The organism is Streptococcus sp. NLAE-zl-C503, from assembly GCF_900104285.1.
Taxonomy (GTDB): Bacteria; Bacillota; Bacilli; order Lactobacillales; family Streptococcaceae; genus Streptococcus.
Genome location: NZ_FNJT01000003.1, coordinates 57542 through 80248 on the forward strand (window position 1 = coordinate 57542; position 22707 = coordinate 80248).

The 22707-nt window shown below is 41.2% G+C and carries 20 protein-coding genes and 1 pseudogene; 14 read left to right on the forward strand and 7 right to left on the reverse strand.

What is annotated here, in order from left to right; genetic code table 11:
* The first annotated feature begins 44 nt into the window (after positions 1–44).
* Together BLS46_RS06475 and BLS46_RS06480 are read left to right on the forward strand one after the other, a co-directional pair.
* Positions 45–346 (forward strand): annotated as a pseudogene (locus BLS46_RS06475) (DUF898 family protein).
* Positions 347–624: 278 nt separating this feature from the next.
* Positions 625–1674 (forward strand): DUF389 domain-containing protein, encoded by a 1050-nt coding sequence (locus tag BLS46_RS06480; RefSeq protein ID WP_093586420.1) that lies wholly within the window; start codon positions 625–627, stop codon positions 1672–1674.
* A gap of 212 nt (positions 1675–1886) precedes the next feature.
* Here the strand turns inward: BLS46_RS06480 and thrS are convergent, their stop codons facing one another.
* The 3 genes from thrS to BLS46_RS09910 all read right to left on the reverse strand — a co-directional run bounded on the left by thrS (position 1887) and on the right by BLS46_RS09910 (position 5100).
* Positions 1887–3830, reverse strand: coding sequence for a threonine--tRNA ligase (thrS, locus tag BLS46_RS06485; RefSeq protein WP_093586422.1), 1944 nt, complete (start codon positions 3828–3830; stop codon positions 1887–1889).
* Positions 3831–3840: 10 nt separating this feature from the next.
* Positions 3841–4467, reverse strand: coding sequence for an adenylate kinase family protein (locus tag BLS46_RS06490; protein ID WP_093586424.1), 627 nt, complete (start codon positions 4465–4467; stop codon positions 3841–3843).
* A gap of 258 nt (positions 4468–4725) precedes the next feature.
* On the reverse strand, positions 4726–5100 hold the full coding sequence (locus BLS46_RS09910; protein ID WP_093586426.1) for a hypothetical protein: 375 nt from the start codon (positions 5098–5100) through the stop codon (positions 4726–4728).
* 197 nt (positions 5101–5297) lie between these two features.
* Between BLS46_RS09910 and BLS46_RS06500 the strand changes: the two genes are divergently transcribed.
* From BLS46_RS06500 to BLS46_RS06510, 3 genes are all read left to right on the forward strand, one after another.
* Entirely contained in the window at positions 5298–6140 is an 843-nt protein-coding gene (locus BLS46_RS06500; protein WP_093586428.1) for a metallophosphoesterase family protein, read from the forward strand.
* Between the two features lie 56 nt (positions 6141–6196).
* Positions 6197–6634, forward strand: a complete 438-nt coding sequence (locus tag BLS46_RS06505) for an Rrf2 family transcriptional regulator (protein WP_093586430.1) — start codon at positions 6197–6199, stop codon at positions 6632–6634.
* A 67-nt stretch (positions 6635–6701) separates the two neighbouring features.
* On the forward strand, positions 6702–7724 hold the full coding sequence (locus tag BLS46_RS06510) for a YdcF family protein (protein WP_093586432.1): 1023 nt from the start codon (positions 6702–6704) through the stop codon (positions 7722–7724).
* 39 nt (positions 7725–7763) lie between these two features.
* On the opposite strand, the gene BLS46_RS06515 is transcribed toward BLS46_RS06510, so the two are convergent.
* Genes BLS46_RS06515 through BLS46_RS06530 form a run of 4 tightly spaced genes read right to left on the reverse strand, consistent with a single transcriptional unit; the run spans position 7764 to position 10686 of the window.
* Entirely contained in the window at positions 7764–8423 is a 660-nt protein-coding gene (locus BLS46_RS06515) for an amino acid ABC transporter permease (protein WP_093586434.1), read from the reverse strand.
* Positions 8424–8432: 9 nt separating this feature from the next.
* Positions 8433–9110, reverse strand: a complete 678-nt coding sequence (locus BLS46_RS06520; protein WP_093586436.1) for an amino acid ABC transporter permease — start codon at positions 9108–9110, stop codon at positions 8433–8435.
* Between the two features lie 12 nt (positions 9111–9122).
* Positions 9123–9917 carry a transporter substrate-binding domain-containing protein gene (locus tag BLS46_RS06525; RefSeq protein ID WP_093586438.1) on the reverse strand — a complete coding sequence of 265 codons (795 nt, stop codon included), beginning with the start codon at positions 9915–9917 and terminating at the stop codon, positions 9123–9125.
* A gap of 10 nt (positions 9918–9927) precedes the next feature.
* Positions 9928–10686, reverse strand: a complete 759-nt coding sequence (locus BLS46_RS06530; RefSeq protein ID WP_093586440.1) for an amino acid ABC transporter ATP-binding protein — start codon at positions 10684–10686, stop codon at positions 9928–9930.
* 177 nt (positions 10687–10863) lie between these two features.
* On the opposite strand from BLS46_RS06530, the gene recJ reads away from it, so the two are divergent.
* From recJ to BLS46_RS06575, 9 genes are all read left to right on the forward strand, one after another.
* Positions 10864–13086, forward strand: a complete 2223-nt coding sequence (gene recJ / locus BLS46_RS06535) for a single-stranded-DNA-specific exonuclease RecJ (protein WP_180364071.1) — start codon at positions 10864–10866, stop codon at positions 13084–13086.
* Between the two features lie 173 nt (positions 13087–13259).
* Positions 13260–14921 carry a ribonuclease J gene (locus tag BLS46_RS06540; protein WP_093586443.1) on the forward strand — a complete coding sequence of 554 codons (1662 nt, stop codon included), beginning with the start codon at positions 13260–13262 and terminating at the stop codon, positions 14919–14921.
* A gap of 68 nt (positions 14922–14989) precedes the next feature.
* Positions 14990–15769 (forward strand): alpha/beta hydrolase, encoded by a 780-nt coding sequence (locus BLS46_RS06545; protein WP_093586445.1) that lies wholly within the window; start codon positions 14990–14992, stop codon positions 15767–15769.
* A gap of 232 nt (positions 15770–16001) precedes the next feature.
* Positions 16002–17228 (forward strand): aminoacyltransferase, encoded by a 1227-nt coding sequence (locus BLS46_RS06550; protein ID WP_093586447.1) that lies wholly within the window; start codon positions 16002–16004, stop codon positions 17226–17228.
* A gap of 4 nt (positions 17229–17232) precedes the next feature.
* On the forward strand, positions 17233–18399 hold the full coding sequence (locus BLS46_RS06555; protein WP_093586449.1) for an aminoacyltransferase: 1167 nt from the start codon (positions 17233–17235) through the stop codon (positions 18397–18399).
* Positions 18400–18518: 119 nt separating this feature from the next.
* The gene (locus BLS46_RS06560) at positions 18519–19220 is read left to right on the forward strand and encodes a M57 family metalloprotease (RefSeq protein WP_093586451.1); all 702 of its coding nucleotides are present in this window, start codon (positions 18519–18521) and stop codon (positions 19218–19220) included.
* A 101-nt stretch (positions 19221–19321) separates the two neighbouring features.
* The gene (uvrC, locus tag BLS46_RS06565; RefSeq protein WP_093586453.1) at positions 19322–21169 is read left to right on the forward strand and encodes an excinuclease ABC subunit UvrC; all 1848 of its coding nucleotides are present in this window, start codon (positions 19322–19324) and stop codon (positions 21167–21169) included.
* Positions 21159–22004 (forward strand): metallophosphoesterase family protein, encoded by an 846-nt coding sequence (locus BLS46_RS06570; RefSeq protein WP_093586455.1) that lies wholly within the window; start codon positions 21159–21161, stop codon positions 22002–22004. The genes uvrC and BLS46_RS06570 overlap by 11 nt, the downstream gene beginning before the upstream one ends.
* Before the next feature lie 151 nt (positions 22005–22155).
* Positions 22156–22680 carry a hypothetical protein gene (locus BLS46_RS06575; RefSeq protein ID WP_000720917.1) on the forward strand — a complete coding sequence of 175 codons (525 nt, stop codon included), beginning with the start codon at positions 22156–22158 and terminating at the stop codon, positions 22678–22680.
* Positions 22681–22707 lie beyond the last annotated feature (27 nt).

Below are 22707 nucleotides of genomic sequence, written 5' to 3' on the forward strand. Positions count from 1 at the left end.
ATTACATTAGGAAACGACTAGAATATAGTCAAAAAATAAAAGATGTGAAAGAAAGTTATTTTGACGGAGGAATCCTAGATTATATTGGATACTCTATCTTAGCAGCCATAATTTGCGGACTTACTTTTGGGATCGCAACACCTTGGGCGGTTTGCATGATGCAAAATTGAAAACCAAACACACGGTAGTGGATGGTCAACGTCTATACTTTGACGGGACTGGAGCACAACTGTTCGGTAACTGGATCAAGGGGTTTCTTCTAACCATCATCACGTTTGGGATCTATGGCTTCTGGTTGAAAATAAAAATGGAGCAATGGAATGTCAAACACACTCATCAAGTTTAAACATTAAAACGGCATCTTCTTTCAGAGGAGATACCGTTTTTTCTTTTTCGGATAAGGAAACAAAATTTTCTTCCTTTCTCTATCTTTTAAATTGATATATTTTTCCAGAGAAAGACTGTAAAATTTTTGATATAATGTTAAGGATAGACTGACGGATGCTTAAAGGATAATTTTCAAAAATATAACAGGTGAGAATTAAAAATATGTAAGATTGAAAAGAAGTCTCTCTGCCATCATCCAAGCAGAAACAAGAGTATATGAAATAAAAGGAGTAACCAATGACCGGAAACTATTCAACACGTGAATATCGTGAGAAATTATATGATGATCTTCATGTTCGATTAAGAGATACAGTGATTTTGATGTGTGCGATTTTTATTGCCTCTATAGGTTTAAATATGAATTCAACAGCTGTCATTATTGGAGCCATGCTGATTTCCCCTCTTATGACACCGATTGTTGGACTGGGTTTTGGTTTAGCTATTTTTGATACCCGTTTAATCAAACAATCTCTAGAGGTTTTATTTACTCAAGTATTGGTCAGTTTGCTTGTCTCGACTCTGTATTTCTGGATTTCTCCCTTATCTTATGCAAGTAGCGAACTGATTGCACGAACCTCTCCAACCATTTGGGATGTTCTCATTGCTATTGCTGGTGGGATAGCAGGTGTAATTGGATCAAGGAAAAAAGAAGCAAACAATATCGTGCCAGGAGTAGCCATTGCAACAGCTCTGATGCCACCTATCTGTACTGCAGGATATGGTTTAGCTAACGGAAATGTACGATTTTTATTTGGGGCTCTCTATCTTTTCTTGATCAACTGTGTCTTTATCATGCTAGCCAATATTGTTGGAACAAGAATTTTGATGAGAAAATCTCCCTTAAGTTCATTTAAAGAGTTAAACATTAAAATGAAAATTGGCTTGACATCCTTGATTGTATTATTGGTTCTTCCAGCCAGCTATTCAGCAGTCACTCTGTCGATAGATCAAGCGCGAAAAGAAGGAATCAAACAGTTTGTAGCAAAAGAGTTCGCCAATCACACGGTCATTAATCAAGTCTACAAGTCAAGAAACAATGAATTGGTCTTAACGGTTGTTGGAGATCCGATTTCAGAAGAAGAATTAGAAACGCTCCATCAAAAACAAGCCTCTTACGGTATTCAATCTGTTCAATTAAAAGTCAATCAAGTTCATAATTCGACAAAATTAGACAGTGATACGACCAAGGAATTTTATGAAACCATTGACAAGTATATCGATCAAAAACTCTCTGAAAAGGATTCGCAAAAAGATCTCGTAAAAGAAAATGAGGCAGACAAGGATTGAGGATAGTCAACTTATCTAACTCATGGAAGCAAATTTTGGGAGGATATCCTATATCCAACAGTTAGTTGATAGAAAGGATTGTTGATGAGGATACCATTTGTGGTGGTTTGACCAATCACTACTAGCTCAGGTTAAATAAAATATAAAAAAGCAACAACTATTTCAGTTGTTGCTTTTTCTTACTGAAAAATGTTTCTCAGACTGTGATTGTTTTATTTCTCAACGCGTGATTTGTTGGCGATATCAGCTAGGATTGCTGATACAAACTCATCTACTGGGACAGTGTTTGTTTCTTTTTGGCCGTAGCGACGAACGTTGACAGTTCCGTCTTCCATTTCCTTGTCACCAACGATGAGCTGATAAGGAACTTTGCTGGTTTGTGAGGCACGAATCTTGAACTGCATTTTTTCATTGCGCTCATCCACATCGGCACGGACACCGCAGTCACGGAGTTTCTTAGCAACTTCCCATGCGTAGTCCACGTGTTTTTCGTTAGATACCGGAATGAGGGTTACTTGGTGTGGTGCAAGCCATGTTGGGAAGGCGCCCTTGTAGTTCTCAATCAAGATAGCTGTGAAGCGTTCCATAGTTGAGATAACCCCACGGTGAATCATGACTGGACGGTGCTCTTCGCCATCAGCTCCGATGTATTTGAGGTCGAAGCGTTCTGGCAACAAGAAATCGAGCTGGATCGTAGAAAGAGTTTCTTCTTTTCCTAGGGCAGTCTTCACTTGGATATCGAGTTTCGGACCATAGAAGGCTGCTTCACCTTCAGCTTCAAAGTAGTCCAGTTCCATATCATCCATAGCTGCCTTCAACATGCGTTGTGCATTTTCCCACATTTCATCGTTGTCAAAGTATTTGTGTTTATCTTCAGGATCGCGGTAAGACAAGCGGAAACGGTAATCTGTCAAATTAAAGTCTTCATACACGTCGATAATCAATTGAAGAATTTTCTTGAATTCTTCCTCAATTTGTTCTGGAGCTACAAAAGTATGGCCATCATTTAGGGACATTTCACGTACACGTTGAAGACCTGTAAGGGCGCCAGATTTTTCATATCGGTGCATCATGCCAATCTCAGCGATGCGGATTGGTAATTCACGGTATGAGTGTACATGGTGTTTATAAACTTCGATATGGTGAGGACAGTTCATTGGGCGGAGGACAAACTCTTCACCGTCCCCCATGTCCATAGTTGGGAACATATCTTCACGGTAGTGATCCCAGTGACCAGAAGTTTTATAGAGTTCCACTGAGGCAATTGGTGGAGTGTAAACATGTTGGTAGCCTGCAGCGATTTCCTTGTCAACAATGTAGCGTTCCAATTCACGACGGATAGTGGCACCATTTGGTAACCAGAATGGTAAACCTTGTCCGACTTCTTGTGAAATCATGAAGAGATCAAGCTCTTTACCGAGTTTACGGTGGTCACGTTCCTTGGCTTCTTCACGCATTTGAAGGTAGTTCTTCAAGTCTTTCTTGTCAAACCAAGCTGTACCGTAGATTCGTTGCATCATCGCGTTGTCGCTATTTCCACGCCAGTAGGCACCAGCTACGTTGAGCAGGTGGAAGATTTGGATACGACCTGTTGATGGGACGTGCGGACCACGGCAAAGGTCCACGTATTCACCTTGACGGTAGATGGTCAAACCACCTTCGTCTTCAGAGTGTTCTTCTATCAATTCCAACTTATAAGGGTCATTCTTGAAGATTTCACGCGCTTCATCTTTCGATACTTCCTCACGAATAGAAGGGAAATTTTCTTTAACGATTTTTTGCATTTCTTCTTCGATACGAGGAAGGTCTTCGTTAGAGATTTGACCCGCTTGGTTGTCTGTATCGTAGTAGAAGCCATCTTCGATAGCTGGACCAACTCCCAAGTGAATGTCTGGGAAAAGACGGCGAGCTGCTTGGGCGAACAAGTGAGCAGCTGAGTGGCGCAAGATTGGCAGAGCATCTTCGTGATCAGGTGTCACGATTTCAATAGCACCATCTTCAGTGATGGCACGAGTCGTGTCGATGAGTTTACCGTTGAATTTACCAGCGAGAGCTTTTTTAGCTAGGGAATTGCTGATGGATTGAGCAATTTCAAAAGTTGTAACGCCAGATTCGAATTCACGAACAGCGCCATCTGGGAAAGTAATCTTAATCATGGTTTTCTCCTTAAATATTTATTCTATTTTTATTGGACAATTTTAAGAGCCGAGCAACTTCTTCCACAGTCTGATTTTCTGACTGACTACCATCTGTTATGAGGCTAGGATAGCCTAATTTCATCGCTTCCTGCCGAACCATTTGGGCAAAAAGAATGTCTCGTTGCATCCAGTTTTCAAAAGCTTTCTCAGGATTGGTAGTTCCCTCTAAGACATAAGGAACCCATTCTCTCTGTTTATAGTACTTTTTCTGAAAATCAGCTGTCGGAGTCAAGCATAGATAGGAAGACGCTGGGCATTCAAGCTCCTTTACCAAGTGAGGCAAAAGTCCTGCTCCCTCAACCAAGAGAGGTCTATCTTGATTTTTTATTAAGTAAGATTTTACATAAGGAAAAATCTCTTCATAAAAGCACCATTCTTCGTCTGCCATCTCTTCTGGATTTCTCATCCAGATTTGTTCTGGACTTCTGTCCTGTCTCAGAAGGCAAATCGGCTGTGAGTCTGCACTTGCTTGACTCATCATCTCTTCTACCAAATCATCCAGTTTGATATGAAGTAGTTGATACTGTCTAGCAAGAAGTGAGGCAATTGTTGATTTTCCACTACAAGGCGATCCGCCAATCATATAAAACATCATTCTTCCTCCTTCTGACAAAATAAAAACGACATCCTCGAAAGGACGTCGCAACGTGGTTCCACCTTCATTTATGCAGGTCAAAAAGACCTACACCTCTGATTGGCTTTAACGTGGCCACCGTTTTATGTTTTCATAAAAGTCAGTAGAGTAGTATCAGTTTAGGCTCTCTATGCGTTTCCAGCAACCACGCACTCTCTAGTAGAAAGGGGACTAAGTGACTTGTCTCTATGCATTATTATAGCATGATTGCGAGAATTTTCAAGGATTTTGTGAAAGTTTTTTATTTTTTCCTTGCTGGAGCATATATTTAATACCTGAACCTGAAGCCATACCAAGTAGGGCAAAGAATTCATAAGCTAGGAAATAAACGAGAATGAATTCATTGAAAGTGATGATGGTAAAGCAATAGAGAAGAGCAATACCGAGCAGCCACCACAGTGAGAATTGGAAACGGTAGCTATAAAGAAGGGATACGATGAAGGTTGCCAAAGGTGAAAAGAGGATGATGTTATAAATGTAAAGTCCTTTCAGCGTATAAGGGTCAGAAATCAGCAGTAACAGCAACTCATAGAGAGGCCAGTAAAAGAAGAATATGACAAGGTAGTATGGGATATACTTAAGATGGTTCCGCATGGCAATAGTCCTCCAATCTGCAAAAATTGAGAGAGGTTGAATACCACATAATCCTAAATGAAGGGGAGCTCTCTACCTATATTATAGCACGATTTGGAAGCTCTTACAAGTTGATCAGGTAAGTAGTGATAGTGATTTTTTGCAGTGTTTTCTGCTATAATACTAACAGAAGAAGTAAGAGGAAATGAGGAGAAAGAATGACTAAAATAGCAGTTCTTTCAGATATACATGGAAATATGACAGCTCTGGAAGCTGTATTGGCTGATGCAAAAGCGGAAAAGGTAGATGAGTACTGGCTTTTGGGAGATATTCTCATGCCTGGAACAGGACGTAGAAGGATATTGGATCTCTTAGCTAGCTTGCCCATCACTGCAAGAGTGCTGGGAAATTGGGAGAATAGTCTCTGGCGTGGCTTGCATCGCGAGCTAGATCCAACAAAAGCGAGTCATCGCTATCTCCTGCGCCAATGCCAGTATATCTTAGAAGAGATTAGCCCTGAAGAAATCGAAGACCTCCACAATCAACCCATGCAAGTTCACCGTCGGTTCGGTGATTTGACGGTAGGAATCACTCACCATCTCCCTGATAAAAACTGGGGTAGAGAGTTGATTCATACGGGAAAACAAGAAGATTTTGATAGATTGGTGACGGAGCCACATGCCTCTATCGCAGTATATGGGCATATCCACCAACAGTTGCTTCGTTACGGAAGTGACGGACAGTTGATTCTTAATCCAGGATCGATTGGGCAACCCTTCTTTTTAGATGCGAAGTTGCGTAAGGACCTGCGGGCTCAATATATGATTTTAGAGTTTGATGAGGCAGGTTTGGCTGATATTGATTTTCGTCGAGTGGATTATGATGTAGAAGCTGAGTTGCAGCTGGCTAAGGATTTGAAGCTCCCCTATTTCCAGGTCTACTATGAAAGTTTGGTAAATGGGATTCACCATACTCATAATCAGGAACTTCTGTATGAAATTGCCCAAGAACAGGGGCATGATGCCGAGTTGGATGCATGGCTGGATAGTGGTAATAATTGACATTACAACGTAAAAGGGTATAATGAGTATCAGATAGGATGTGAAAGGAGAAGAAGATGCAAATTTCAAGTCGATTTACGATTGCGACTCATATGTTAATCATTATTGCCATCAAGAGTCAAGACAGCAAAGTGACCAGTGATTTTCTCGCAGCCAGTGTTGGGGTCAATCCGGTCATTATTCGCAAAACCTTGTCCCAACTCAAAAAAGCTGAACTGATATCAGTTGCGCGTGGGACGGGCGGTACCGAGATTATCAAAGACCTCCAAGATATCAGCCTTTTTGATGTTTATCAGGCTGTTGAATGTTTAGGAAAATCTGGTAAACTCTTTAGTTTCCATGACAATCCCAACCCCAACTGTCCAGTAGGGGCCAATATCCATGAAGTTTTGGATCAAAAACTACTAGATATCCAAGAGGCGATGGAAAACCAACTTCGTCAGACGAGTCTGGCTCAGGTTGTGGCAGATGCAGAAGCAAGAATAGTAAAATAAGAGGGCTAGGCTCCTCTTTTTCTATTGCCACAATTATGGTACAATGTAGTCATCAAAGGAGGAGACTATGTACTTTATTACAGGATTTTTCGTCCTACTTTTTCTGATTTCATTTTTTAGGGACAATCGCAGTCTCTGGAATCCAGCTCTCTTGCTTTTATCTCTGCTCTTTTCTTACCTGTCTATTGCCAATCTTTTTTATGAAGCTGGACAGGAAGAAGTGCACATGATTTTCTTTGCAGGGATTTTTCTCCTGCTACCTCTTTTAGTTTTTCTAAGTGGTTTTTTCCTTATTTATAATGGATTTGTGTTATTGAAAAAAGAAGGAAAATCCAAGGCAAATTATTTGTCTCTAGGATTAGGCTGCGTGATTCTATTCTTTTTTGTAATCATGGCGATTCGAGTGAGCGATACCAAGGGCTTGTTCTACACCAATCATCTAGTGAATATTATCTTTTTCTTTTTGATTTATTCGTATTTGATTTTTGGTTTTGCCTTTGCAGGATTTCTGCTTTATTCTATCCTGTATCTTTTTATTCCTAAGAAAAATTATTATGATTTTATTATCATTCACGGAGCAGGTTTGTTGAATGGAGAAAAAGTGACTCCCTTACTGAAGAGTCGCATTGATAAGGCAGTAGAAGCTTATCACCAGTCTCTCAATCCAAATGTTAAAATCATCGCAAGTGGTGGTCGAGGTGGGGATGAGAAGATTTCCGAATCTCAGGCAATTTGTAATTATTTGCTGGAAGAGACGGATGTTCCGAGAGAAGCAATTCTCCTAGAGGAAGACTCAACGACAACCTATGAGAATCTTCTCTTCTCAAAAGAAATGGGAGAGAGGCTGGTGACCAGTCCACGTTTTCTCTTTGTGACCAATGATTACCATGTTTTTCGTACCAGTACCTATGCTCGCCGTATTGGGATGAAGGGAGATGGTCTTGGTTGCCGTACAGCCGCCTACTATATCCCATCGGCCTTTATCAGAGAATATATTGCTCTATGTGTGAAGATGAGATGGATTTTTATCGCCTTCTATATTTTATTAATTTTAGCTCTGATTTTCTCCTATAGAGGTGTTCTATGGTAATCAAAAAAATAGCTCTCCATGCTTAAGGAGAGCTGATTTTTATTCTGCGGCTTGCTTCCAACGTTTGGCTAGCATGCGAGACAGACTTGAAATTGCTAGGTTAAAGCTGAAATAGATCAGAGCAATCAAGATATAAAGACTGAAGACCTGCTCTGGTTCGAAATAACGACCCATGAGAATTTGGCTGGCTCCAAAGAGTTCTTGCAGCGCGATAACAGAGTAGAGAAGGCTGGTATCCTTAATCACAGTTACAAACTGAGAAATGATAGCTGGCAGCATTTTACGGATTGCTTGTGGGAGAATGATGTAGTAGAGGATTTGAGCTGAAGTGAATCCTTGCGACATTCCTGCTTCGTACTGGCTCTTGTCCACGGCATTGAGACCACCTCGGATAATCTCAGCCAAGGCTGCTGAGGTAAAAAGGGTAAAGGCAGTAATACCTGCTGGTGTAGACTTCATCTTAAACACCAAAAAGATGGTGAAAATCCAGAGAAGGTTGGGAACGTTACGTACAAACTCGATATAAATGCTGGAGATGATCCATAAGACAGGATTTTTCCCATTTCTCATGACGGCTAGCACTGTCCCTATAAGGGTAGAAAGGACAATGGCAATCAGAGAAATATAGAGGGTCAAGCCAAATCCTTTAAAGATAAAGACTAGGTTATCTGGGGTCAAAACTTCTAAAATAGATTCCATAGTAACCTCCTAAAGTGAATAGGCTTTTTTGTTGGCTTGCTCCATCTTGCGACCAAACTGGGCAACAGGGAAGCATAGGGCAAAGTAGAGAAGGGCAGCACCTAAAAAGGCTGGAATATAGTTTCCGTTGAGAGCCGACCAAGATTTGGTCACAAACATCAAGTCTACTCCAGAGATGATAGCGACTGTAGAGGTATTCTTGATGAGGTTAACGATTTGGTTGGTCAAAGGAGGGAGAATGATACGGAAGGCCTGAGGCAAGATAATCAAGCGCATGGCGCTGATATAGGTAAATCCTTGTGAGAGAGCAGCTTCCATCTGACCACTAGGAATAGACTGAATCCCTGAACGAATAACCTCAGCGATATAAGCACCGTGATAGAGTCCCACGCAGAGAACAGCTGTCCAATAAATCGGAATCATGATGGTGTGATTACTGATAAGAGGTAGGCCATAAAAAACAATAACAAACTGTACCAAGAGGGGGGTGTTTTGGTAAAATTCGACAAAGATACGAGCCAAAACACGCAAGAATGGGCGTTTACTAGTTGACATGGCCCCAAAGAAGATGCCCAAAACCATGGCGAGGATAAAGGATCCAATAGCTAGGGCAAGGGTGAAGAGGAAACCATTGAAAAATTGTCCAAAATCCTGAAAATAGGCTGTCCAAGATGATAAATCTGTCATGGGGTGTCCTCCTTAATCTGCGGTATGGCTAGATGGTTTGAGCTTGTAACGGTCATAGAGTTTCTGCAAACTACCATCCTTGCTCCATTTAGTGACCAAGTTATCAAGATAATCGTTGAGCTCAGTGTTTGATTTCTTGGTAACAATACCGTAGTCAGATGGTTTAAAACTATCATCTAGTAGTTCTGTTCGTTTACTGGTGTAGCCAGACAGGATAGAGCGGTCCACAGAGAATGCGTCAATACGGTGAGCGTGAAGGGAAGTAATCAATTCTGGGTAGGAACCAAGTTCGACGAATTTAAAGGTTAGACCTTTCTTTTTACCCAGTTCGGTAATCAAGCGTTGGGTGATGGATCCTTGGGCAACCCCAATAGTTTTACCGTTTAGGTCCTCAATGCTTTTGATATTGGCAGATTTATTGACCAAAAAGCCAGAAGCGTCCGTATAGTAGGGACTGGTGAAGTTGTAGAGTTTTTTACGTTCTTCTGTGATGGTAAAGGTCGCGATATCCAAATCGACCTGTTCATTGTCAAGAAGTGGGCCACGGGTTTGAGCGGTAACAGGCACATAGCGAATCTTGACCTTGAGTTCATCTGCAATCATCTTGGCCAGGTCTGTTTCAATACCAGAATAAGTCCCGGTCTTGGGATCTTTGTAGCCAAAATTCGGAACGTCTTGTTTCACACCGACAACTAGTTCACCTCTTTTTTGAATGTCTGCGACACTCGTATCAGCTTGAACTGGTTTTGCAGTAGCAAGGCTGAAAAGGCTAATCAATAATGCGGATAAAAAAAATTTCTTTTTCATAGGTGCCTCCTTATTTGACTTTGTCACTTTCGTGGTTGATAATTTTGCTGAGGAATTGTTGGGCACGAGGTTCGCTTGGATTGTCGAAAAAGTCATCGACATCTGTCGTATCCACCAAAACTTCTCCGTCTGCCATAAAGATGATGCGGTCCGCAACCTCTCGAGCAAATCCCATTTCGTGGGTAACGATGATCATATTCATCCCGTCATGTGCCAGTTTCTGCATAACTGCTAGAACATCGCCGATGGTCTCAGGGTCAAGAGCAGATGTTGGCTCATCAAAGAGGAGGAGCTCCGGATGCATGGCAAGACCACGTGCGATGGCAATCCGTTGTTTTTGTCCACCAGATAGCATGGATGGATAGGAATCTTTCTTGTCCCACATATTTACAAATTCCAGATATTTTTGGGCTGTTTTTTCAGCTTCTTTTTTATCAATTCCTAGAACTTTTATGGACGCTAGTGTTACGTTTTCTAACACCGTTTTGTGTGGATAAAGGTTAAAATGCTGGAAAACCATGCCGACTTCCTTACGAAGAGGAACTAAATCTTTCTGGCTAGCACCTGCTACTTGGTGTCCATTGACTAGGAGACTTCCTTTGTCGACAGCCTCCAAACCATTGATGGTGCGTATAAGAGTTGACTTCCCGGAACCAGACGGACCAAGGATGACAACAACTTGTCCTTTTTCAAAACGGAGATTGATGTCGCGGAGTGCGTGGTAGTCTCCGTAATATTTTTCGACGTTTTTAAATTCTACTAAAGCCATGAGAGATCTCCTTTGTGTTAGGTTTTATAACATGATTCTACAACAAAAGAATGTTCTTGTCAAATCATATCTGAAAAAAATTCACTAAAATTTTATAAAAAAGCAATCAGGATAGAGAAAAAGCCTAAATCATGTTATAATGAAGCGATAGAATTCTTAGAAAGAGTGGATGTTTTTTTGATAACTCCTACTTATGAATGGCAGTTTGCCCCGCAGGTTGAAGATGCGGATTTTACAAAGATAGCCAAGAAGGCAGGGCTGGGTCCTGAGGTGGCTCGGTTATTATTTGAAAGAGGGATTCAGGACGAAGAAAGTCTGAAGAAGTTTTTAGAACCTTCTTTGGAGGACTTGCATAATCCCTATCTGCTTCATGATATGAACAAGGCAGTGGAACGGATTCGTCAGGCCATTGAAGAAGGGGAAAATATTCTCATCTATGGAGACTACGATGCGGATGGTATGACTTCAGCTTCTATTGTTAAGGAAAGTTTGGAACAGCTTGGCGCCGAGTGCCGTGTCTATCTGCCAAATCGCTTTACAGATGGCTATGGCCCCAATGCCAGTGTTTATAAATACTTTATCGAGCAAGAGGGAATTTCCTTGATTGTGACAGTGGATAATGGAGTTGCAGGGCACGAAGCTATTGAACTGGCCCAGTCTATGGGAGTGGATGTCATTGTGACCGACCACCATTCCATGCCTGAAACTCTGCCCGATGCCTATGCTATCGTTCATCCTGAGCATCCAGATTCGGACTATCCCTTCAGATATTTGGCTGGTTGTGGAGTGGCCTTCAAGCTGGCTTGTGCCCTTTTAGAAGAAGTGCAAGTAGAATTACTTGATTTGGTCGCTATCGGTACCATTGCGGATATGGTGAGTTTGACGGATGAGAATCGCATTTTGGTTCAATATGGTCTGGAAATGTTGGGACATACTCAGCGCATCGGTCTGCAAGAAATGCTAGACATGGCTGGGATTGCTGCTAATGAAGTGACAGAAGAAACGGTTGGTTTCCAGATTGCCCCTCGTTTAAATGCCTTGGGACGTTTGGATGATCCTAATCCGGCCATTGATTTGTTGACTGGCTTTGATGATGAGGAAGCGCATGAGATTGCCCTCAGGATTCATCAGAAAAATGAAGAACGTAAGGAAATCGTTCAGTCAATCTATGAAGAAGCCAAGACTATGGTGGATCCTGAGAAGAAGGTCCAAGTCTTGGCCAAGGAAGGCTGGAATCCTGGCGTTCTGGGTATCGTTGCTGGTCGTTTGTTGGAAGAACTAGGGCAGACAGTCATCGTTCTTAACATAGAGGACGGTCGTGCCAAGGGCAGTGCTCGTAGCGTGGAAGCTGTCGATATTTTTGAGGCTCTGGATCCCCATCGAGACCTCTTTATCGCCTTTGGCGGCCATGCTGGTGCAGCAGGGATGACGCTGGAAGTTGAGAAACTTTCAGATTTATCTCAGGTTTTGGAAGACTATGTCTGTGAAAAAGGCGCAGATGCTAGCGGCAAGAATAAGTTAAATCTAGATGAAGAGCTAGACTTGGAGACGCTTAGCTTGGAAACGGTCAAAAGCTTTGAACGCTTGGCACCTTTTGGAATGGACAATCAGAAACCTGTCTTTTATATCAAGGATTTTCAGGTCGAAAGTGCCCGTACTATGGGGGCAGGCAATGCCCACCTCAAACTAAAGATCTCCAAGGGTGAGGTGAGTTTTGAAGTGGTAGCCTTTGGTCGAGGAAGATGGGCGACAGAGTTTGCTCAGACAAAAAATCTAGAATTGGCAGTCACCTTGTCTGTCAATCAATGGAATGGTCAAACTGCCCTCCAGTTGATGATGGTAGATGCGCGTGTGGAAGGTGTTCAACTCTTTAATATTCGTGGGAAGAATGCAGTCTTGCCAGAAGGGGTTCCAGTCTTGGACTTTGCTGGAGAATTGCCAGATCTAGCGACCAGTGAGGCGGTTGTTGTAAAAACCATTCCTGAGGATATTACCTTGCTTAAGACCGTTTTTCAGGAACAAAATTTCTCTGCGGTCTATTTCAAGAACGACATTGACAAGGCTTACTATCTGACAGGTTATGGGACTAGAGAGCAGTTTGCCAAATTGTACAAGACGATTTATCAGTTCCCAGAGTTTGATATTCGCTATAAACTCAAGGATTTGGCGACTTATCTCAATATCCAACAAATCTTGCTGGTCAAGATGATTCAAGTATTTGAAGAGCTAGGCTTTGTGACGATTAAAGATGGTGTTATGACAGTCAATAAAGAAGCACCAAAGCGAGAGATAGGAGAAAGTCAGATTTACCAAAATCTCAAACAAACCGTTAAAGACCAAGAAATGATGGCGCTATGTACGGTGCAAGAAATGTATAATTTTTTGATGGAAGAAAACTAAAGAATAGGAAAGAGTTGGGCAACCAGCTCTTTTTTGAAAACAAATCTTCATTTTGAAAATCATCAAAAAAATGGTATAATGGTAGGAAAAGATTCGGCTGAGAGTTTGAGAACTTTTAGAATAAGAGGGTGAACCTACCCTATAATCAAGATAAATTAAGTTTCGGAGGAAAAATGAGTAATATCAGTTTAACAACACTAGGTGGTGTACGAGAAAACGGGAAAAATATGTACATTGCTGAGATTGGCAATTCAATTTTTGTTTTGGATGCGGGGCTTAAATACCCTGAAAATGAACAGCTTGGGGTTGACGTCGTCATTCCAAATATGGAATACCTTTTTGAAAATAGTGATCGTATCGCTGGGGTCTTCTTGACCCACGGGCATGCGGATGCCATTGGAGCTCTGCCTTACCTTTTGGCAGAGGCTAAGGTGCCTGTGTTTGGCTCTGAGTTGACCATTGAGTTGGCGAAACTCTTTGTCAAAGGAAATGATGCTGTTAAGAAATTCAATGACTTCCATGTGATTGATGAGAATACGGAGATTGACTTTGGGGGGACGGTGGTTTCCTTCTTCCGTACAACTCACTCCATTCCAGAAAGTTTGGGAGTCGTCTTGAAAACTCCAAAAGGTAGCATTGTTTACACAGGGGACTTCAAGTTTGACCAGACTGCTAGTGAATCCTATGCGACTGATTTTGCTCGTTTGGCAGAGATTGGTCGTGATGGTGTCTTGGCGCTCCTCAGTGATTCTGCGAATGCAGACAGCAATATCCAGGTAGCGAGCGAGAGTGAAGTTGGAGAGGAAATTACCCAGACCATTGCAGACTGGGAAGGTCGTATCATCGTTGCAGCTGTTGCCAGCAACCTCTCTCGTATCCAGCAGGTCTTTGATGCTGCAGCGGACACAGGTCGTCGAGTTGTTTTGACTGGATTTGATGTTGAAAATATTGTCCGAACAGCGATTCGTCTCAAAAAATTGTCTTTGGCCAATGAAAGTCTGTTAATCAAACCAAAAGAAATGTCTCGTTTTGAAGACCGTGAGTTGATTATCCTTGAGACTGGTCGTATGGGTGAGCCTATCAATGGACTTCGTAAGATGTCCATCGGCCGCCACCGCTATGTGGAAATCAAAGATGGGGACTTGGTTTATATCGTAACGACTCCATCTATTGCCAAAGAAGCCGTCATGGCGCGTGTTGAAAATATGATCTACCAAGCTGGTGGTGTGGTGAAACTCATTACCCAAAGTTTGCGAGTATCTGGACACGGGAATGCGCGTGATCTACAGTTGATGATCAATCTCTTGCAACCTAAGTATCTCTTCCCTATCCAAGGGGAATACCGTGAGTTGGATGCACATGCCAAGGCTGCTATGGCAGTTGGAATGTTGCCAGAGCGCATTTTCATCCCTAAAAAGGGAACGACCATGTCCTATGAACATGGAGACTTCGTTCCAGCTGGAGCAGTTTCTGCAGGCGATGTCATGATTGATGGAAATGCCATTGGTGATGTTGGGAATGTCGTTCTTCGCGACCGTAAGGTCTTGTCGGAGGATGGAATCTTTATCGTGGCGATCACTGTTAACCGTCGTGAGAAGAAGATTGTGGCTAAGGCTCGTGTTCATACGCGTGGATTTATCTACCTTAAGAAGAGTCGCGACATTCTCCGTGAAAGTTCCGAATTGATTAACCAAACGGTAGAAGAGTATCTTCAAGGTGACGACTTTGATTGGGCAGATCTCAAAGGCAAGGTTCGTGACAATCTGACCAAGTACCTCTTTGATCAAACCAAGCGTCGCCCAGCAATCTTGCCAGTCGTGATGGAAGCAAAATAATAAGCAGAATACCTACGGAAAAAGTCGAAATTCGGCTTTTTCTTATAGAATAGTAAAAGGAGAAATTCATGGCAGTTATGAATATTGAGTATTACTCAGAAGTTTTGGATATGGAGTGGGGTGTTACCGTACTCTATCCAGATGGCAGTCGGGTGACTGAACAAGATTGCACAGATATTCCTGTCCTTTATCTTTTGCACGGAATGTCAGGAAATCAAAATAGCTGGCTCAAGCGAACTAATGTCGAACGCTTGTTGCGCGGGACCAATCTCATTGTTATCATGCCCAATACAAATAATGGCTGGTACACAGATACTCAGTATGGCTATAACTACTATACAGCTCTAGCAGAAGAACTCCCCCAAGTCATGAAACGTTTCTTTCCCAATATGACCAGCAAGCGAGAAAAGACCTTCATAGCAGGTCTGTCCATGGGTGGCTACGGCTCCTTCAAACTCGCTCTCGCTACCGATCATTTTTCTCATGCGGCTAGTTTTTCTGGCGCGCTCAGTTTTCAAGAATTCTCTCCTGAAAGCCAAGATCTGGAATCTCTTGCCTACTGGCGAGGAGTTTTTGGAGAAATCAAAGACTGGATAGCTAGTCCTCATTCGATTGAAAGTCTAGCTGCGAAATCGGATAAAAAGACCAAACTATGGGCTTGGTGTGGAGAGCAAGACTATCTCTACTCTGCCAATAATCTCGCAGTGAAAAACCTCAAAAAACTAGGTTTTGAGGTGACCTATAGTCATAGCCCAGGTAAGCACGAGTGGTACTACTGGGAAAAACAATTGGAGCGTTTTTTAGCTACACTACCAATTGATTTCAAATTAGAAGAGAGACTAAGTTAGTTTTTATAAATGAACCAATATTTATAGTTGTTTTTGGCTTAAAAATAATGATGGAAGTCAGTTTTCGCTAGACTTTTCAAACGAAAGTAGTAGAATAGTAGAGAGATACTAGTTGAAAGAGAGAATCTTATCAAGAAAACTAGTATTCCAATGGATATTTACATAGTATATGAATTAGTAATAGTGAATTAATTTATACTAATTAAGTAGGTGCTAAAAGAAAGGGAGACAGATGTTTGATTATAAAATAGGAATTTCTGAAGAAGAGCATGATACATTCGTTATTCAACACCCACAAGTTAATCTGTTACAGAGTAGTTCTTGGGCAAAGATAAAAGATAATTGGGGGAATGAGCGTTTAGGTTTTTATAAAAATGGAGAGTTGGTAGCTGTTGCGAGTATTCTTATAAAAAAATTACCACTTGGTTACACTATGATGTATATTCCAAGAGGGCCAATAATGGATTATCAAGATAAGGACTTGGTAAAATTTGTGATGAAAAGTTTAAAACAATTTGGGTCTTGTAGACGGTCTGTTTTTATTAAGTTTGATCCGTCTCTAATCTTAAAACAATACCCTATTGACAAATCTTCTAAAGAATTTACTGACAGTAGGACAACTATAGAAGCTGTTCAAAATTTAAAATCTGCCAATTGCCAATGGTCTGGTAGAACTAAAGCTATGGCTGAAACAATACAACCACGTTATCAGGCTAATAGAATACTTAAAGAAGGGGTAGATTCGGATTTTCCAAAGCATACCAAGAGGTTAATGAAAGATGCTATAAACAGAGGTGTTGTTACATATAGAGGGACCTTGTCAGATATATCAGATTTTGGGACTATTATATCTTTTACAGAACGTCGGAAGAATGTTGCACTTCGTAATCAGGAATATTTCCAAAGATTAATGGAAATCTATGGAGATGATGCCTATTTACATCTAGCGAAGATTAACCTTCCGGATCGTCTGATAAAGTATAAGGAGCAGTTGTCCCAGATAAAAAAAGATTTAGCTGAAACAGGCGAGCATCAAAAAAAGCGTCTAACCAAACTAAAACAGCAGGAAAAATCTATTGAAAAATATATTGTAGAGTTTGAAAAACTTGTTCAACAATATCCAAAAGAAATAGTTATAGCTGGGATACTTTCTGTGTCATTTGGTAATACACTTGAAATGCTTTATGCTGGAATGGACGATAGGTTTAAAAAGTTTTACCCCCAATATATTCTTTATCCAAAAGTGTTTGAGGAATCGTATAAAGATGGTAAAATTTGGGCTAATATGGGAGGTATTGAAGGTACTTTAGATGATGGATTGACTGATTTTAAATCTAACTTTAGTCCTGTTGTTCAAGAATATATTGGAGAGTTCACTCTGCCAGTAAATTTTTTGTATCATTTGGCTAACTATCTTTATCAACTTCGTAAAACATTAAGAAAAAAACATAGAAAGTAAGTATATGGTACTAATTACACTCACGAAAGAGGATTTTCAGACTTATTCTGATCAGGTTTCTTGTCGTTCTTTTATGCAGTCTGTCCAGATGGGAAATTTACTAGAAAAAAGGGGAGCTAAAGTAACTTACCTTTCTTTAAAACAGAAAGGAGAAATTCAGGTTGCTGCTCTAGTTTATTGCTTACCGATGTTAGGTGGATTTCATATGGAAATCAATTCTGGTCCAATCTATACTAAAAAAGAGTTTCTTTCAGAATTTTATTTTGCTTTAAAGGAATATGCAAAACAAAATGGTGCATTGGAGTTGGTTGTAAAACCTTATGAAACTTATCAAACTTTTGATAGTGAAGGTAATCCAATAGATGCTGAGAAAAAAAGTATTATTCAAAGTTTGACTGATTTAGGATATCAATTTGATGGATTGACAACAGGTTATCCTAATGGAGAAGTCAGCTGGCATTACATCAAAGATTTGCAAGATTATGATGCTGTTTCCTTATTGAAATCTTTTAATAAAAATAGTATTCGCAACATTCAATCAGCTTTTGATTTTAATCTTCTTGTTCGAAATGCAGAACGGGAAGAAATACCAACATTCAAAAAAATTATCGAAGAAACAGGTAAAAGACAAGGTTTTGAGGATAAGAATTTAGATTACTATTTTAAGTTGTATGATATGTTTGGAGATAAGGCGAATTTTCTAATTGCTGAAGTCAATATGCAACAGTCGATAGATGCTTTAAATGTGAAGATGGCTAGTCTTGACAAGAAGTCGAAACAATTTTACCAGCAATATCAAGCCTTACAAAAGAAAAAAGATTTTCTAACTAGCTTGGATAGTGACTCTGGCAATGTTGTTTTAGCTTGTGCTTTAATAATCTACACAAATACAGAGGCAACTTACTTGTTTGGGGGCTCATATGCAGAGTACCAGAAGTTTTCAGCTCCATTTTTACTTCAATATCATGCTATGAAGCAGACAATGCAACGAAACATCCATCGATACAATTTCCTAGGTATTCAGGGGATTTTTGATGGCAGTGATGGCGTATTACGCTTTAAACAAAATTTTAATGGCTATATTGTGCGTAAGCCTGGAACATTTCGTTATTATCCATCTCCATTGAAATATAAGTGTATTCAATTGTTAAAGAAATTATTAAGACGTTGAGTTTGAAGAGTCAGTGTTTAGGTTTCTTTCAGCTTTCTTCAGTAAAATAGAGAATCTATCTTGATCAAGGAGAATGTGATTTCAAGATAGGTTCTTATTTTTATGAAAGGTGGAGCGTCATGTTCTGGATTATTCGATTATTGTTCCGATTTCTTTTGGGAATTTGGCGTTTCTTCTGGCGTCTGGTTTGGACTGTGGTCATTCTACTTCTCATTGCCTTTGGAGTGCTTTGGTACCTGACTGGTGATTTTCATTCTGCGGTCAATCAGGCTGAAAAAATGAGCCAGATTGGTCAAGGTGGCTGGAATCAATGGAAGGAAACGGGAACGCTGGAAGTCTTGTCTCAGACAGACAGTCACCAACACGCGGAAGGCAAGTGGGCTCAAGCCTCAGCTCGCATCTATATTGAGCCTCAAATGGATGAGACCTTCCAAGGTGCCTATGCAGAAGCGATTAAAAACTGGAATCAAACGGGAGCCTTTACCTTTGAGGTGGTTGCGGATCCTAGTCAGGCAGATATTGTGGCAAGTGAGATGAATGATGGATCGACCGCTGTAGCTGGTCAAGCCGAGAGTCAAACCAATCTGTTGACCAATCAATTTATATCTGTAACAGTTCGCTTGAATCACTATTACCTATCCAATCCAAACTATGGTTATTCTTATGAACGGATCGTGCACACGGCGGAGCACGAGCTGGGGCATGCCATCGGATTGGATCATACCAACGAAACTTCTGTAATGCAGCCAGCAGGTTCCTACTATGGGATTCAGCCTCAGGATGTGACAGCTGTTCAAAAACTCTATACCAGTAGCGACTAGATGAAGTCAGTGCAATCTGAAATGAAATCAAAGCTCCTCCATCAAGTGATCGGTGGGGCTTTTTGTTCGTCCTGTTACAGGCTTTTTGCTATAATGGAACTATGAATAACTTGATCAAATCGAAACTAGAGCTCTTGCCGACCAGCCCTGGTTGTTACATTCACAAAGATAAAAATGGTACCATTATTTATGTAGGAAAGGCTAAAAATCTACGCAACCGTGTGCGCTCCTATTTTCGTGGGAGTCACGATACCAAGACGGAAGCTCTGGTATCTGAGATTGTAGATTTTGAATTTATCGTCACTGAGTCCAATATTGAGGCGCTTCTGCTGGAAATCAACCTCATTAAGGAAAACAAGCCCAAGTACAATATCATGCTCAAGGATGACAAGTCTTATCCTTTCATCAAGATTACCAATGAGCGCTATCCTCGTCTGATTATTACCCGTCAGGTTAAAAAGGACGGTGGTCTTTATTTTGGCCCTTATCCAGATGTGGGGGCAGCTAATGAAATCAAGCGACTACTGGATCGGATTTTCCCTTTTCGTAAGTGTACCAATCCACCGTCTAAGGTCTGTTTTTACTACCATATCGGCCAATGTATGGCCCATACCATCTGTAAGAAAGATGAGGCCTATTTCAAGTCCATGGCTCAGGAGGTTTCTGATTTCTTAAAAGGGCAGGATGACAAAATCATCGATGACCTCAAAGGAAAGATGGCAATGTCTGCTCAGAGTATGGAGTTTGAACGGGCAGCGGAATACCGTGACCTGATTCAGGCCATTGGAACGCTTCGGACTAAGCAACGGGTTATGGCGAAAGATTTGCAAAATCGCGATGTCTTTGGCTACTATGTGGATAAGGGCTGGATGTGTGTCCAGGTTTTCTTTGTCCGTCAAGGCAAGCTCATTGAGCGGGATGTCAATCTCTTCCCTTACTACAACGATCCGGACGAGGACTTTTTGACCTATGTGGGGCAGTTTTATCAAGAAAAATCTCACCTGGTTCCCAATGAGGTATTGATTCCGCAGGATATTGATGAAGAAGCCGTTAAGGCCTTGGTGGATACTAAGATTCTCAAGCCCCAACGTGGTGAGAAAAAACAACTGGTCAATCTGGCTATAAAGAACGCTCGAGTCAGTCTAGAGCAGAAATTCAATCTGCTAGAAAAATCTGTCGAAAAGACCCAAGGAGCTATTGAAAATTTAGGACGACTCCTACAAATTCCGACTCCAGTTCGCATCGAGTCCTTCGATAACTCTAATATCATGGGAACTAGCCCTGTTTCAGCTATGGTAGTCTTTGTCAATGGCAAACCGAGTAAGAAGGACTACCGAAAGTACAAGATAAAAACGGTTGTGGGTCCAGACGATTATGCGAGTATGCGAGAGGTTATTCGCAGACGTTATGGTCGAGTTCAGCGTGATGGTTTAACCCCGCCAGATTTGATTGTCATCGATGGGGGACAAGGTCAGGTCAATATCGCTAAGCAGGTTATCCAAAAGGAGCTAGGTTTGGATATTCCTATTGCAGGTCTGCAAAAGAATGACAAGCACCAAACCCACGAGCTGCTCTTTGGAGATCCGCTGGAAGTGGTGGAGTTATCTCGCAATTCTCAGGAATTTTTCCTCCTCCAACGCATCCAAGATGAGGTACACCGCTTTGCCATCACCTTTCACCGTCAACTGCGCTCCAAAAACTCCTTTTCATCACAATTGGATGGAATTGAAGGTCTGGGACCTAAACGCAAGCAGAATCTCATGAAGCATTTTAAATCTCTCACTAAAATCAAGGAAGCCAGTGTGGATGAGATTGTCGAAGTTGGGGTACCAAGGGCAGTCGCAGAAGCTGTTCAGAGAAAGTTGAACCCGCAGGAAGAAGTGGAGTTGGCTCAAGTAGCGGAAGAGAGAGTAAATTACCAAACGGAAGGAAACTATCATGAACCATAAAATCGCAATTTTATCAGATATTCATGGAAATGTGACTGCCTTAGAAGCAGTGATTGCAGATGCTAAAACTCAAGGAGCCAGTGAATATTGGCTTATGGGAGACATTTTTCTCCCTGGTCCAGGTGCAAATGACTTGGTCGCTCTGTTAAAGGAACTTCCTATTACAGCAAGTGTTCGAGGCAATTGGGATGATTGTGTCCTTGAGGCTTTAGATGGGCAATATGGCTTAGAAGACCCACAGGAAGTTCAGCTCTTGCGTATGACCCAGTTTTTAATGGAGCGAATGGCTCCCGATCAGATTGCTTGGCTGCGGAATCTGCCGATGGTTGTGAAGAAAGAAATTGATGGGTTGCATTTTTCACTCTCGCATAACCTGCCTGATAAGAACTATGGGAGTGACTTACTGGTTGACAATGATACGGAGAAATTTGACCAACTCCTAGATGAGGAAACGGACGTGGCAGTCTATGGTCATGTTCACAAGCAGTTGCTTCGTTATGGAAGTCAAGGGCAACAAATTATCAACCCTGGTTCGATTGGCATGCCCTATTTTGACTGGAAGGCGTTAAAAAATCACCGTGCCCAGTATACCGTGATAGAAGTTGAGGATGGGGAATTGGTAAATATCCAATTTCGTAAGGTTGCTTATGACTATGAAGCGGAGTTAGAATTGGCCAAGTCCAAGGGCCTTCCCTTTATCGAAATGTATGAAGAGCTACGCCGAGATGACAATTATCAGGGGCACAATCTAGAACTCTTAGCTAGATTAATTGAAAAGCATGGGTATGTAGAGGATGTAAAGAATTATTTTGATTTTTTGCAAAGTGAGAAATAAAATGGACACCCTTAATTTGAAGTGAGGTTGGTAGTCGAATCGCTTAGAAGAGAGTCAGACGATAAGGAAGAAAAGATGGCTTAGCTAAAATTTGACATTGAAATTATTTTGTTATACAATGAACTTAATTCTTAATATAAAGGAGAACATTATGAAGAAAATTATTACAGCCAGTATGGCTCTTTTATCTGTTGTTGTTTTAGCAGCATGTTCAGGGAAAACAACGTCTGATTCTTCGACTAAGACTTCAAGCTCTGTAGAACAAACTTCTTCTTCAGAGACTTCATCAACAACGTCTAGTTCAAAGACAGAAAATAATGAGGTTGTTTTGATCACCGATGAAGAAATTGACAATGCTAAAACTGTTGGAGATGTGAAGAAAGTCTTTGGTAAACTAGTCGACAATTATAAAAAGCATGCAGTTGAAATTGGGGAAAAAATTCCAGAGAGTGGAAAAGAAGCATATAACGCCCAAGTTGAACCAGCGCTTAAGTCTATGGAGACTGTAAGAGAGTCATTTAACGAAAGCCTTTCAAGTATTGGTTCTGATGATACAGTAGTGCCAGAACAAACTCGTACTCTATTTGTTCAACAGTTGAAAACTGGACGTGACACAATGAAGAAAGCGCTGGAAGCGGCTTATAAAGCAATTGCTCCATACACATCTGGTCAATAATATAAGAAAGTAGGTGTTCGATCACCT